This window comes from Streptomyces sp. SCSIO 75703 (assembly GCF_036607905.1).
Lineage (GTDB): Bacteria > Actinomycetota > Actinomycetes > Streptomycetales > Streptomycetaceae > Streptomyces.
The window spans coordinates 4,532,827-4,545,414 of sequence record NZ_CP144555.1 but is presented as its reverse complement, the minus strand read 5'-3'; the positions used below and the strand labels follow the sequence as shown (position 1 = coordinate 4,545,414).

The 12,588-nt window shown below is 73.1% G+C and carries 12 protein-coding genes and 2 pseudogenes; 7 read left to right on the top strand and 7 right to left on the bottom strand.

From position 1 onward, the window contains the following. Positions 1-5: 5 nt before the first annotated feature. Together VM636_RS20000 and VM636_RS19995 are read right to left on the bottom strand one after the other, a co-directional pair. A complete protein-coding gene (locus VM636_RS20000) occupies positions 6-197 on the bottom strand; it encodes a DUF397 domain-containing protein (protein ID WP_030418186.1) in 192 nt (63 codons plus the stop codon). Between the two features lie 6 nt (positions 198-203). Further along, on the bottom strand, positions 204-1,055 hold the full coding sequence (locus VM636_RS19995; RefSeq protein ID WP_030418185.1) for a DUF5753 domain-containing protein: 852 nt from the start codon (positions 1,053-1,055) through the stop codon (positions 204-206). Positions 1,056-1,276: 221 nt separating this feature from the next. On the opposite strand from VM636_RS19995, the gene VM636_RS19990 reads away from it, so the two are divergent. From VM636_RS19990 to VM636_RS19975, 4 genes and pseudogenes are all read left to right on the top strand, one after another. Then, a complete protein-coding gene (locus tag VM636_RS19990) occupies positions 1,277-1,687 on the top strand; it encodes an ATP-binding protein (protein WP_338485255.1) in 411 nt (136 codons plus the stop codon). Positions 1,688-1,699: 12 nt separating this feature from the next. Then, positions 1,700-1,777, top strand: a pseudogene (locus VM636_RS19985) (carboxymuconolactone decarboxylase family protein); the annotation flags it as partial. Positions 1,778-1,904: 127 nt separating this feature from the next. Further along, positions 1,905-2,669 (top strand): nucleotidyltransferase domain-containing protein, encoded by a 765-nt coding sequence (locus tag VM636_RS19980; protein WP_078962710.1) that lies wholly within the window; start codon positions 1,905-1,907, stop codon positions 2,667-2,669. Between the two features lie 30 nt (positions 2,670-2,699). Further along, positions 2,700-2,804 (top strand): annotated as a pseudogene (locus VM636_RS19975) (integrase/recombinase); the annotation flags it as partial. Between the two features lie 140 nt (positions 2,805-2,944). Here VM636_RS19975 and VM636_RS19970 read toward each other — a convergent pair. The 5 genes from VM636_RS19970 to VM636_RS19950 are packed head-to-tail and all read right to left on the bottom strand — an operon-like array spanning position 2,945 to position 7,763. Next, complete coding sequence (locus VM636_RS19970; RefSeq protein ID WP_338485254.1) at positions 2,945-3,490, bottom strand: hypothetical protein; 546 nt, start codon at positions 3,488-3,490, stop codon at positions 2,945-2,947. Then, positions 3,487-4,947, bottom strand: coding sequence for a HAMP domain-containing sensor histidine kinase (locus VM636_RS19965; RefSeq protein ID WP_030418181.1), 1,461 nt, complete (start codon positions 4,945-4,947; stop codon positions 3,487-3,489). Before VM636_RS19965 ends, VM636_RS19970 begins: the two co-directional genes overlap by 4 nt. After that, positions 4,944-5,636: a response regulator transcription factor gene (locus VM636_RS19960; protein WP_030418180.1), complete on the bottom strand. Its 693-nt coding sequence runs from the start codon at positions 5,634-5,636 to the stop codon at positions 4,944-4,946. The genes VM636_RS19965 and VM636_RS19960 overlap by 4 nt, the downstream gene beginning before the upstream one ends. 50 nt (positions 5,637-5,686) lie before the next feature. Further along, complete coding sequence (locus VM636_RS19955; protein ID WP_338485253.1) at positions 5,687-6,910, bottom strand: acyltransferase; 1,224 nt, start codon at positions 6,908-6,910, stop codon at positions 5,687-5,689. Between the two features lies 1 nt (position 6,911). After that, positions 6,912-7,763 carry an SGNH hydrolase domain-containing protein gene (locus tag VM636_RS19950; RefSeq protein WP_338485252.1) on the bottom strand — a complete coding sequence of 284 codons (852 nt, stop codon included), beginning with the start codon at positions 7,761-7,763 and terminating at the stop codon, positions 6,912-6,914. Between the two features lie 299 nt (positions 7,764-8,062). Between VM636_RS19950 and VM636_RS19945 the strand changes: the two genes are divergently transcribed. Genes VM636_RS19945 through VM636_RS19935 form a run of 3 tightly spaced genes read left to right on the top strand, consistent with a single transcriptional unit; the run spans position 8,063 to position 12,556 of the window. Continuing rightward, a complete protein-coding gene (locus VM636_RS19945) occupies positions 8,063-9,097 on the top strand; it encodes a LacI family DNA-binding transcriptional regulator (RefSeq protein ID WP_030418177.1) in 1,035 nt (344 codons plus the stop codon). Continuing rightward, the gene (locus tag VM636_RS19940; RefSeq protein ID WP_030418176.1) at positions 9,094-10,614 is read left to right on the top strand and encodes a sugar ABC transporter ATP-binding protein; all 1,521 of its coding nucleotides are present in this window, start codon (positions 9,094-9,096) and stop codon (positions 10,612-10,614) included. Before VM636_RS19945 ends, VM636_RS19940 begins: the two co-directional genes overlap by 4 nt. After that, positions 10,604-12,556: a substrate-binding domain-containing protein gene (locus VM636_RS19935; protein ID WP_338485251.1), complete on the top strand. Its 1,953-nt coding sequence runs from the start codon at positions 10,604-10,606 to the stop codon at positions 12,554-12,556. The genes VM636_RS19940 and VM636_RS19935 overlap by 11 nt, the downstream gene beginning before the upstream one ends. Positions 12,557-12,588 lie beyond the last annotated feature (32 nt).

The window sequence follows — 12,588 nt, the reverse complement described above, 5'->3', positions numbered from 1 at the left end:
CGACCTCAGCGCCGGGGGCGCTCCTTGAGGGCCTCGACGAAGCCGGCGAACGCCTCCGGCGGGAAGGTGAGGGTGGCCCGGGTGGGGGCCTTGCTGTCGCGAACGGCGACTCGCGTGGCCGACGCGGCTATCTCCACGCAGTTGTTGCCGTCGCCGCCACCCGAGTGGGTCGACCTGCGCCAGTTGTCAGGGGTCACGGAGCCTCACAGTTCCCGAGCCAGTCTCTGGATGAGGTCACGCGACCGGCCTGGGTCGAGCGACACCTCCTCCACTCTACGGAAAACCGTTCGAAAGACGGCCAGTTGAGCCTCGGAATCGAGGAAGCCAGTGCCATGAGGCGCATCACGGACGGCTGTATCGAGCCTGGGCACACGGCCGCCCGCCAGCATCATGGGACTCCAGGCACCGCCGAAGCCGTCCAGATCGAAGGGGATGATCCGCACGGTGATGTGTTCCGACTCGGAGAGTTCCAGAACACGTGCCAGTTGGGCTCGCGCCGTCTCTCGGTCCCCCACCCTGATACGCAGCGCCGCCTCGTGGACAACGGCGTCGTACGGAACCGGGTCCGCGCCTTCCAGGATCGCCCTGCGCTGCATTCGATGGCGGACACGCAGTTCCAGTTCCTCCCGCGGCAGTTCGGGCACGCGCGACGCGAAGGCGGCGCGAGCGTACGCCTCCGTCTGCAACAAACCGGGGATGAAAAGGAACTCCACATCGCGTCGGTGATCGGCGTGATGCTCCAACTCCGCCAAGTCGAGGAACGGCGTGGGCAGGAGCCCGCGGTACTCTTCCCACCAACCGCGTGTTCGATCCGTGGCCATGGCGACGAGAGCATCCACGAAGGCACCGTCCGTGCAGGAGTAGTGAGCCGCAAGACGGCGTAGCCGGTCCCCGCTCACCCCCGCGAGTCCCGATTCGATGTGGCTGATCTGAACCCGACTGGTTCCGAGCAGAGCCGCCGCGTCTGCGGCGGTGAGACCTGCGGCATCGCGCAGCCTGCGCAATTCCACTCCCAGTCGCAACTGCCGCGCGGTGGGTTCCCGTCTCAGGACCATCACGTCTCCTCGATTCCAACCCGCCTGTCGGTTCGCCTCGTTCGGCGTCACATGAGGCGATCCACTTGCTCCGTATGACATGTTAGCCCTACCGTCAGTGACGCGACGCACACCGTGCGGCACCGGGCCACCGGAAGCGCACCGCTCCGTCCTGCTGCGACGGCTGCGGCAATGACACCGGCCCCGCCCCCTTCCCTCTCCTCGCGGAAACGGAGTCCCGCATGCCCGAAAACGAGTCCTGGGAGTACTCCCTCTCCATCCCCAACGACCTTCGCGCCGTGACCATCAGCCGCCGCACCCTGCGCCTGATCCTGACCATGCACGGACTGATCCGGCTCGTGGACGTCGCGGAACTGCTCGCGGCGGAGTTGATCTCCAACGCCGTACGGCACACCAAGGGCCCCGCGGCCCTGCGTGTCCGCTGGTCGCCGCCGGGCACGCTGCGCATCGGGGCGTGGGACACCGACCCCGAACCGCCGAAGCCCAGGATTCCGCCGCGACCGACGGAGGAGCCGGAGGAGGGGCGGGGGATGGCCCTGGTGGTGGCCTGCGCCGACGGATGGGGCTGGCATCCGCTGGTGGGGCAGGGCAACCGGGGCAAGTACGTGTGGTGCGAGCTGGCGGCGGCCTGAAGGCTGCCGAAACACGCGGCCAACCGGCTGGCCGTGATCACCCACCAGCGGGGCGGCTCGTACGAGGTGGGGGCGTTCGCCGCGGCGCTCGGCCGAGCCGGGCCCCCGCCTCCGGCACGCGACCGCGCCGGGCGCCGCCGGGGCACCGGTGCCGGGCCTGGCCGTGGCAGCGGCGGAGGCCTGGCGGACCGCTCCGCGCACAAGGAAGACTGACCGCATGACAGACGACGTCACGCGGCAGGTGGTGGAGCGGTTCGCCGAGGGGCTCCGGGGGGTGCCGGCGGTGGTGGCCGTGTGGGCGCACGGCTCGTGGGCCGGCGGCGACCACCGGCCGGGCGTCAGCGACCTCGACCTGGTCGCCGCGACCGAACGGCCCCTCACCGGCGCCGTGGAGGAACGGGTCGTCGCGGTGCACCGGGGGATCGCCGAGGAGTTCCCGTCGGCGTCCGCGGTGCACTGCGCCTACGTGGCGGCCGGCACCTGGGACGATCTCGGGCGGGAGCATCCCACCTGGGCGCACGGGGAGTTGCTGCGCCGGCCGGTGACCGCGGTGACCCGCGTCGAGCTGCACCGGTTCGGCCGGGTGCTGTACGGGCCACCGCCCTCGGCGTTCGTACCGCCCGTGGACGACCGGCGGCTCGCCGAGTTCGTCGTCGAGGACCTGTGCTCCTTCTGGCGGCCCGCCCTCGGCCGTCCGGAGCGGTGGCTGCGGGACGTGTGGGTGGACCTCGGGCTGCTCACCCTGGCGCGGGCGAGCGTGACCCTGGAGAGCGGGCGGCTGATCACCAAGGCCGAGGCGCTCGGCGTGCTGACCACAATGGGCGCCCCCGGCGAGGTGGTCGACGACATCCGGCGGCGCCGCTACGGGCACCCCGCGCCCTCCGGTGCCCCGGCGCTCCGGCCGGACCGGCGGGCCGAGCTGACCCGGGCCTTCCTCGCGCCCGCGATCGACGAGGTGGTGGCCCGCCACCGCCACCGGTGAGGACACGGGGGTCGAGGAACGCCCGCCGGGCGGCAGTGCTCGGCAGTGCTCTCCTGGCCGGGCTGGTGCGCGGAGTACGGCTACGACGGCCCGCAGGTTCCGGTCCGGACGAAGCGGCTGTCGGTGCCGGACTCCGGGAGGGCGGTGGCGCGGGGCGGAAGAGGCCGCGCGGCCCGCCTGCGCCGCCCGGGCGACGCGGCCGAGGGCCTCCGCACCGCGCCGCTTCGTAAGCCGTACGGGGGGCCGTCGGTCCGGCCCGCCCGGCCCGGCGCCGGTCAGGGACGCCGGGGCACCACGGAGCCCGCTGCGTCGCACCGGACGATCCATGGATCGTCGGTCCCGGGCTCGTAGACGCGGACATCCACCTCGGTCGGCCGTCCGCCGCCGGGTACGTCGGCGTTGGCCACTGTGCAGATGATCTGGGTGAGGCCGAGGCCCCCCAGGCCTTGCATCGTGGCCACGGACTCGGCCAGGCGCAGTTCGACCGCGCCTTCAGCCGCCTCGGCGGCGAGGCGGTCCTCGTCCGCGGTCACCTCGGTCGTCAGCCCGCGGGCCCGCTCCGCCTCGTCCGGGCCGCGCGCCAGAAGGTCCAGGGCGGCCTGAGGGCCGGGGGCGGTGGCGGCGGGCCGGGAGGCGGCCTGCACGCCGTCCCTGCCGACGAAGTAGAGGCGGACCGACGTACCGTCCCGTTCCCCCTGGAACCCGGAAGCGGGGACGCCGGCCGGGACGGGCCCGGTGGAGCCGAGCCCGCACCCCGCGGCTCCCCAACCCGTCAGCACGGCCAACAGAAGAGGCGTCAGGAGGCCCCGGACCCTGGTCACGACACGTCTCCGTCCGGTCGCGCATGCGGGAGGATCACGGTGAACACCGCTCCGCCGCCGGGGAGGTTGACGGCGGTGAGGGAACCGTCGTGCAGGCGCACGTTCTCCGACGCGATCGCCAGCCCCAGGCCACTGCCCGTGGACCGGACCCGGGCCGGATCGCCCTTGTGGAAGCGGTCGAACACGTGGGGGAGGAGGTCGGGCGGGATGCCTGGGCCGTGGTCGCCCACCTCTATCGTCAGCGCCCGCCCGGAGACGGTGGCCCGCACGGTGACGGGCGGGGCGCCGTGCCGCAGGCCGTTGCCGACGAGGTTGGCGAGGACCACGTCGAAACGACGCGGGTCGACACGGACCCGGACATCGCTCTGCGGTAGCTCGCAGACGACCTGGGAGGAGTCCTCCCAGCCGCGTAGCTGGAGCGTTTTGCCGACGAGGGTCCGCAGATCGGTGTCGTCCGTCGTGAGCGTGGCCGCCCCCGCGTCGAAGCGGGAGACCTCCATCAGGTCCTCTACGGTGGCGGCCAGTCTCCTGGTCTCGTCGCTCACCAGGCGCAGCGCCTCGGCCGCGTCTGCGGGCAGGCCCCCGGACTCGGCCTCGGTGTCCAGTACGCCGGTCACCGCGACCATGGCCGCCAGCGGCGTCCGCAGTTCGTGGGAGAGATCGGCGGCGAAGCGCCGGGCATGGGTTTCCAGTTGCCGGAGCTCCGCCGCGTCCCTCTCCAGGGTGGCCGCCATCGTGTTGAACGTGACGGCGAGATCGGCCAGTTCGTCGCCCCCGACGACCGCGGAGCGGGTCTCCAGCGCCCCGGACGTGAGTTTCTCCGCCGCGACGCGGAGCCTGCGCACCGGGCGCAGCACTTGGCGGGCCGACAACAGGGCGGGGAGCAGGGCGATCAGCAGGGCCGGTGCCGCACCCGCCCAGGCCGCGGTGATGAGCGCGGACACGTCGGCCTGCTCGCCGTCCAGCGGCATGACGGCGTACACGATGAGCTCCGGTGGCACGTCCGGGTCCTCGCCCCGGCCCTGGTCGGGCGTGGTGTGGCCGACGGGCATGGCGATATGGAGCCGGGGGCTTCGGGAGTCGGTGCGTTCGACGTAGGCGCGCGACCCGTCCCGCGTCGCCCGGCGCAGCGACGCGGTGGCGGCGTCGGGGGCCCCCACCGCGGCAGCGCCCGCGAAGGTGGCGGCCGTCCGCCAGCGCCGTGGGCCGCCCGCCTGGTCCAGTTGGCGGACGAAGGAGCGCAGATCGTCTCCGCCGGGTTCGGACGGCAGGTTCGGCGCCAGGGAGCTGACGTGCCGGCGCAGGTCGCGCACCGCGTCGTCCTGCGCCCGTTCCACGATCGTGCCGCGCGCCTGGCGGAAGGTGAGGGTGGCGGTGAGCAGCGAGCTGAGCGCCGCGACGAGGATGAACGCGATGATCAGGCGCGTCCGCAGCCCCTGGGGGAAGCCGAGCCTCACGATGGCAGCGGCCCGAACCGGTAGCCGAAGCCCCGTACGGTCTGCACGTAGACCGGCTGCCGGGCGCTCTTCTCGATCCTGGCGCGCAGCCGCATCACGCAGGCGTCGACGAGACGGACGTCGCCGTAATAGGAGTGTTCCCAGACGTCCTCCAGCAACTGCTGGCGGCTGAACGTCTGCTCGGGCGACGCGCTCAGGAACAGCAGCAGTTTCAGCTCCGAGGGCGCCAGGGACAGCTCTGTTCCTTCCTTGCGGACGATCAGCGCCTGCCGGTCGATCTCCAGGTCGCCGAAGACACTCGCTCCGGTGGGGGCGTCGGCCTGGCGCGGGGCGACCCGGCGCAGCACGGCGCGCATCCGCGCCTCGATCAGCGCCGTGCCGGCGGGCTTGATGATGTAGTCGTCCGCCCCCGCCTCCAAGCCGACGACGACGTCGATGTCGTCGCCGCGTGCGGACAGGATGATGACCGGGATCCGCCCGGCCGCCCGGATGCGGGCGCAGACCTCCAGCCCGTTCATCCCCGGCAACATGAGATCCAGCAGCACGAGGTCGGGCCGGAAGTGCGCCAGGGCTTCCAGGCCGTCCTCTCCCGTGCCCGCGCCCTCCGTCTCGTGACCGTTGCGGGACAGGCCGAGGACGATACCCCGGCGTACGGCGGGATCGTCCTCGATCAGCAGGACACGGGTCATGGGCAGCACTTTCTCCAGCGGTGCGGCGGTCGCCCACCGTACCTGTCGGCTCAGGTCAACTGTGTGACGTCCACGGTGGCCTCTCCCGGGACCGGCTCCGGAAGGAGCGCCCACAGCGTGATCGCCCCGACCGCCAGAGCGGCCACCGCCACGGGCCCGCGCCGGCCGCGGGCCCACCCGGAGCGGAACCGCACCGGGGCCTCCACGAATCGGCGCGAGGCCTCGGCGAGCACCAGGGACACCGCGATCGCCACCGCCGCGCCGCCCCACTCGCCCAGGACGGTGAGACGGGGGAGCAGCAGGAGGTAGACGGGCCAGTGCCACAGGTACAGACTGTAGGAGACCTCGCCTAGCCACACCGGAACGCGGTTTCCGGCCAGTGCCGCAACCCGGCCCGGTGGGGCCTGTGCCAGCAGCACGATCAGCGCGGTGGCGGCCAGGGAGTGGACGAAGAGACCGCCCTGGAACAGCGAAGGCGCCTCCTCCCCCTTGGTGAGCGCCCAGGAGACGCCCAGTCCCAGCAGCAGCGCTGCGCAGACCGCGTCAGCCACCCGGCCGGGCACCCGGCGTGCCCGGCGTCGTACGGGCTCGGTGGCCGCCGCGGCTCCCAGCAGCAGCGCCGCCGCCCGGGTGTCCGTGCCCTCATAGGCGCGGGTGGTGTCCACGGCCGCGCCGAGTTGGAGCATCAGGGCGAGCGAGACGAGGGCACCGGCTCCCGCCACCGCCAGCACGATGTGCTGCGCGTTGCGGAACCTGGCGGCCGCCGCCACCACCAACGGCCACACCAGGTAGAACTGCCACTCCACCCCGATGCTCCACAGATGGGCGAAGACGCGGCTGCCGGACGCCTGCCAGTAGCCGACCTGCTCGGCGACGTAGTGCCAGTTCACCGCCTGGATGGCCACCCAGGGCGCGTCCTGGGAGGCGAACCGCGACTGGGCCGTGGTCCCCCACGCCCAGATCGCCGGCAGCACGACCGCCACCAGGCAGACCAGGGCAGGCAGCAGCCGCCGCGCGCGGCGCGTCCAGAACCGCACCAGCGGGACGCGCCCTTCGCCCTGTGCGGTGCCGAGCAGGATTGCGGTGATGAGGAACCCGGACAGAGCGAAGAACAGGTCGACGCCGAGGAACCCGCCGTCGAGGAGACCGGCGTGGAAGAGCAGGACGGCGGCGACGGCGGCCCCGCGCAGCCCGTCCAGGGCGTCGACGTGCGGCCGGCGCCCGCCGGCCACCTGAGCCGCCCGGCCCGGCGAGACCGGTGCCGCGTGCGCCATCTCAGCTCTCGCAGCCGAGCTGAGCGAACCGCTTGTCATCGGTCCATTCGCCGGTCGCCCAGGCGCCCGGCTCCGCCGGGGTGAAGCCCTCCTCGTCCCCCAGTATCCTGACGAACCAGTTCGCGAAGGCGGCCGCGCCCTGCTGGCAGTTGTGGATGCCGTCGGCCGCCCGTTGGGCCTTCGGTGCTGAGGCGTCCTCGCCCCACAAGGGCCCGGAGTCCACGAACAGGGCCTTGTCCGCGTGGGCTTCGGCGGTCTCGGCGGCCGACTCGGGGGCGGTCTTCATCTGCTTCTCGTGGGGGCGGTAGAAGTCGTCGATCTCGACCGGGGGAGCCGAGACGAACACGGCCTTGGCTCCGGTCTCCTCGGCGGTGCTCACGAGTGTGCCGTAGGCCTCGCGCTGCTGCTCCGCCGTGCCCCAGTCGTAGGTGGTGATCTGGTAGGCGATCACGGTGGGTTTGAACGACTCGATCTGCTTCCGCAGAGTCTTCCACGTGTCGCCGGAGATCTTCTTGGTGATCTCGTCGCCGCCCGCGACGATCGTGCCGCCGCCGTCGGAGGCGGCGTTCCGGAACTTCACCCCGGCGGCTTCCAAAGCGGCGCCGAGGGCCGGGGCCTGGGCGCCGGCGATGGAGTCCCCCGCCCACAGAAGCCTGACCTCGCCGCCGCTCCCGGCGGGCTCGCTCGCGGCCGTCCTGTCTGCCTGACCCTCTGAGCGGGTGTCCTCGCCTTCCCCGCCGCCGCAGGCGAGGAGGGTCGCCCCGAGGAGGACCGCGGCCGTCGCGGCGGTCAGCGTCCGGCGGGGAGAGGGGAATCGGCGGTGGGTGGTGAAGGTCTTCCGTTCGTTGTCCATGACCGCATTAGAGCAACGGGTTCGGCCCCCGCCGGCGGCTGTCATCATCTGCTCATACGGCGGGAGAAGAATGCTCACAGGGGCGCCGAGAACCCGAGCCGACCGCCACCGCCCACGAAGGACCCGTCACCGTCCGCGACGGCCCCACCGCCCTCCGTGACGCCTCCGCCACCGCCCGGCGCGCCCCCACCCTCCCCGTATCACGATTCGGTCTCGGGGCCCTCCAAGGTCTTGCCCCGCACTCGTGTAATCGTTTCCAATCCCTCGTGTAATCGATTCCACGAGGAGGTGGAACGGCGATGGCGAGCATCAAGGACGTCGCCGCCGAGGCCGGCGTGTCCGTCGCGACGGTCTCGCGCGCGCTCAACGGCCACCCGTCCGTCAGCGCCGCCGCGCGCGCCCGCGTGCTCGCCGCCGTCGAGGCGCTCGGCTACCGCCCCAACGCCGTCGCCCGCTCGCTGCGCACCCACCAGACCCGCACCCTCGGCCTGGTCATCAGCGACGTGCTGAACCCGTACTTCGCCGAACTGGCCCGTTCCGTCGAGGAGGAGGCCCGCGCCCTCGGGTACAGCGTGATCATCGGCAACGCCGACGAGCGGCCCGACCTCCAGGACCACCACGTGGCGACCCTGCTCGACCGCCGCATCGACGGGCTGCTGGTCTCCCCCACCGACGGCGGCTCCCCCGGCATGCTCGACGCCGTGCGCGCGGGCACGCCGATGGTCTTCGTCGACCGCTGGCTGCCCGGCGTGGACGTGCCCGTGGTCCGCTCGGACGGGCGGGCGGCCGTGCGGGACCTCGTGACCCACCTGCACGCGCTCGGCCACCGCCGCCTCGCCATCATCGCCGGGCCCGCCGCGACCACCACCGGCCGCGAACGCGTGGACGCCTTCCGGGAGGCGCTCGGCGCCCACGGGCTCCCGCTGCCCGGGGCGTACATCGGCCAGGGCGACTTCCAGGCGGGCAGCGGGCGGCGGGTCACCGAGGGCTTCCTCGCCCTGCCCGAGCCGCCCGAGGTGGTCTTCGCCGCCGACAACCTGATGGCGCTCGGCGCGCTGGACGCGATCCGGGCCCGCGGGCTGCGGGTGCCGGACGACATCGCGCTGGCCGCGTTCGACGACATCCGCTGGTTCGTGCACACCGACCCGCCGATCACCGCCATCGCCCAGCCCACCGGCGAACTGGGCCGGGCCGCGGTGCGCGCGCTGGTCGACCGCATCGAGGGCCGGCCCGGGGCGTCCGTGACCCTGCCGGCCCGGCTGGTCCCCCGCCGCTCCTGCGGCGAGCCGGACCCCGCACAGTCCCCGTCCCCCGTACGAAGGAGTACGCCGTGAGCAGCCCGGACGAGTTGCTGCGCATCGAGGGCATCCGCAAGACGTTCCCCGGCGTGGTCGCGCTCGACAGCGTCGACTTCGACCTGCGCCGGGGCGAGGTGCACGTGCTCCTCGGCGAGAACGGCGCCGGCAAGAGCACGCTCATCAAGATGCTCTCCGGCGCCTACACGCCCGACGCGGGCCGCATCCTGGCCGGCGGCGAGGAGGTGCGCGTCCAGGGCGCCCAGGACGCCGAACGCCTCGGGATCGCCACCATCTACCAGGAGTTCAACCTCGTCCCCGACCTGACGGTCGCCGAGAACATCTTCCTGGGCCGCCAGCCGCGCCGCCTCGGCATGATCGACCGCAAGCGGATGGAGGCCGACGCGGCCGTCCTGCTGGAACGCGTCGGAGTGAACGTTTCCCCGCGGGCCCGGGTGCGGGAACTGGGCATCGCCCGGCTCCAGATGGTGGAGATCGCCAAGGCGCTCAGCCTGGACGCGCGGGTGCTCATCATGGACGAGCCGACCGCCGTGCTCACCTCCGAGGAGGTCGAACGGCTCTTCGCCATCGTGCGGCGGCTGCGCGAGGACGGCGTCGGCATCGTCTTCATCACCCACCACCTGGAGGAGATCGCCGCGCTCGGCGACCGGGTCACGGTGATCCGCGACGGCCGCAGCGTCGGCCAGGTCCCGGCCGACACGCCCGAGGACGAACTTGTCCGGCTGATGGTCGGCCGCTCCATCGCGCAGCAGTACCCGCGCGAGCGGCCGGAGACCGGCGAGGCGCTGCTGCGGGTCGAGGGCCTGACCCGCGACGGCGTCTTCCACGACGTCGGCTTCGAGGTGCGCGCCGGCGAGGTCGTCGGCATCGCCGGGCTGGTCGGCGCCGGGCGCACGGAGGTGGTCCGGGCGGTCTTCGGCGCGGACCCCTACGACCGGGGCGCGGTGAGCGTCGCCGGCACCCGGCTGCGCGGGCACGACGTGACCGCCGCCATGGCCGCCGGCATCGGCCTGGTCCCCGAGGACCGCAAGGGCCAGGGCCTGGTGCTGGACGCCTCCGTGGCGGAGAACCTCGGCCTGGTCACGCTCCGCTCGGCCTCCCGGGCCGGCGTCGTGGACCTGCGGGGCCAGCACGAGGCGGCGGCCCGGATCGCCGGGCAGCTCGGCGTGCGGATGGCGGGCCTCGGCCAGCACGTGCGCACCCTGTCCGGCGGCAACCAGCAGAAGGTCGTCATCGGCAAGTGGCTCCTCGCCGACACCCGCGTGCTGATCCTCGACGAGCCGACGCGCGGGATCGACGTCGGCGCCAAGGTCGAGATCTACCAGTTGGTCAACGAGCTGACCGCCCAGGGCGCCGCCGTCCTGATGATCTCCAGCGACCTGCCCGAGGTGCTCGGCATGAGCGACCGGGTGCTGGTGATGGCCCAGGGCCGGATCGCGGGCGAACTGCCCGCCGGCCAGGCCACCCAGGACGCCGTGATGGCGCTCGCCGTATCCACCCCCACCACCGGAACGGAGGCCGACCGTGGCCACTGACACGCTCACGGGCAAGCCGGGCGCGCGGGGCGCCTCGGGCCTGCGCCGCCTGCTGCTCGACAACGGCGCGCTGACCGCGCTGATCGTCCTGGTCGTCGCCATGTCGGCGCTGTCCGGGGACTTCCTGACCGCCGACAACCTGCTCAACGTCGGCGTGCAGGCGGCCGTGACCGCGATCCTCGCCTTCGGCGTCACCTTCGTCATCGTCTCGGCCGGCATCGACCTGTCGGTCGGCTCGGTCGCCGCGCTGTCGGCGACCGTCCTGGCCTGGAGCGCCACCGAGGCCGGGGTGCCGGTCGCGCTCGCGGTGGTGCTGGCCGTCCTGACGGGCGTCGGGTGCGGCCTGGTCAACGGTTTCCTGATCTCGTACGGGAAGCTGCCGCCGTTCATCGCGACGCTCGCCATGCTGTCGGTGGGCCGCGGCCTGTCCCTGGTGATCTCGCAGGGGTCGCCGATCGCCTTCCCCGACTCGGTCTCCCACCTGGGCGACACGCTCGGCGGCTGGCTCCCGGTGCCCGTGCTGGTGATGGTCGTCATGGGCCTGCTCACCGCCTTCGTGCTCGGCCGCACCTACATCGGCCGCTCGATGTACGCGATCGGCGGCAACGAGGAGGCCGCGCGCCTGTCCGGCCTGCGGGTCAACCGGCAGAAGCTCGCCGTCTACGCCTTCTCCGGGCTGTTCGCCGCCGCCGCGGGCATCGTGCTCGCGGCCCGGCTCTCCTCCGCGCAGCCGCAGGCCGCGCAGGGCTACGAGCTGGACGCCATCGCCGCCGTCGTCATCGGCGGCGCCTCCCTGGCCGGCGGCACCGGCAAGGCGTCGGGCACGCTGGTCGGCGCGCTGATCCTCGCGGTGCTGCGCAACGGCCTCAACCTGCTCTCGGTCTCCGCCTTCTGGCAGCAGGTCGTCATCGGCGTGGTGATCGCGCTGGCGGTGCTGCTGGACACGCTGCGGCGCAAGGCGGGGGCGACCGTCCCCGCGGCCGGGGCCTCCGGCGGGGGCGGCAGGGGCAGGCAGGCGGTCACCTATCTGATCGCGGCGGTCGTCGCCGTGGCGGTGGTCGGCGCGACCTCGCTGCTGCACGGCGGTTCGCCCGCGGCCTCCTCGCAGCGCGTGGGCCTGTCCCTGTCGACGCTCAACAACCCGTTCTTCGTCCAGATCCGGGCGGGGGCGCAGGAGGAGGCGAAGAAGCTGGGCGTGGACCTGACGGTCACGGACGCGCAGAACGACGCCTCGCAACAGGCCAACCAGGTGCAGAACTTCACCAGCGGCAGCCTCTCCTCGATCATCGTGAACCCGGTCGACTCCGACGCGGCCGGCCCGGCCGTGCGCGGCGCCAACAAGGCGGGCATCCCGGTCATCGCCGTCGACCGCGGCGTGGACAAGGCCGACACGGCCGCCCTGGTCGCCTCCGACAACGTCGAGGGCGGCGCGCTCGGCGCAAGGGCCCTCGCCGAGAAGCTCGGCGGCAAGGGCACGATCGTCATCCTGCAGGGCCAGCCGGGCACCTCGGCGAGCCGGGAGCGCGGGGCGGGCTTCGCCCAGGGGCTGAAGGACTACCCGGGCATCCGGGTCGTCGCCAAGCAGCCCGCGGACTTCGACCGCACCAAGGGCCTGGACGTGATGACGAACCTGTTGCAGGCCCACCCCGACGTGCGGGGCGTCTTCGCGGAGAACGACGAGATGGCGCTCGGCGCGATCAAGGCGCTCGGCGCGAAGGCCGGGACGTCGGTGCAGGTCGTCGGCTTCGACGGCACGCCGGACGGGCTGAAGGCGGTCGAGTCGGGGACCCTGTTCGCGTCGGTCGCCCAGCAGCCGAAGGAACTCGGCAGGATCGCCGTGCGCAACGCGCTGCGCGCCGCCGAGGGCAGGGACACCGAGGCGACGGTGAAGGTGCCGGTGAAGGTGGTCACCCGCGAGAACGTGGCCGGTTTCGACGGCTGACCGGGCGCGGCGGACGACGACAGGACGGTACG

Bases quoted from the DNA above. Each gene is read 5' to 3' on its own strand.
- VM636_RS19995 (WP_030418185.1), bottom strand. From the start codon at position 1,055: ATGGTCCTGAGACGGGAACCCACCGCGCGGCAGTTGCGACTGGGAGTG.
- VM636_RS19990 (WP_338485255.1), top strand. From the start codon at position 1,277: ATGCCCGAAAACGAGTCCTGGGAGTACTCCCTCTCCATCCCCAACGAC.
- VM636_RS19980 (WP_078962710.1), top strand. From the start codon at position 1,905: ATGACAGACGACGTCACGCGGCAGGTGGTGGAGCGGTTCGCCGAGGGG.
- VM636_RS19960 (WP_030418180.1), bottom strand. From the start codon at position 5,636: ATGACCCGTGTCCTGCTGATCGAGGACGATCCCGCCGTACGCCGGGGT.
- VM636_RS19955 (WP_338485253.1), bottom strand. From the start codon at position 6,910: ATGGCGCACGCGGCACCGGTCTCGCCGGGCCGGGCGGCTCAGGTGGCC.
- VM636_RS19950 (WP_338485252.1), bottom strand. From the start codon at position 7,763: ATGGACAACGAACGGAAGACCTTCACCACCCACCGCCGATTCCCCTCT.
- VM636_RS19945 (WP_030418177.1), top strand. From the start codon at position 8,063: ATGGCGAGCATCAAGGACGTCGCCGCCGAGGCCGGCGTGTCCGTCGCG.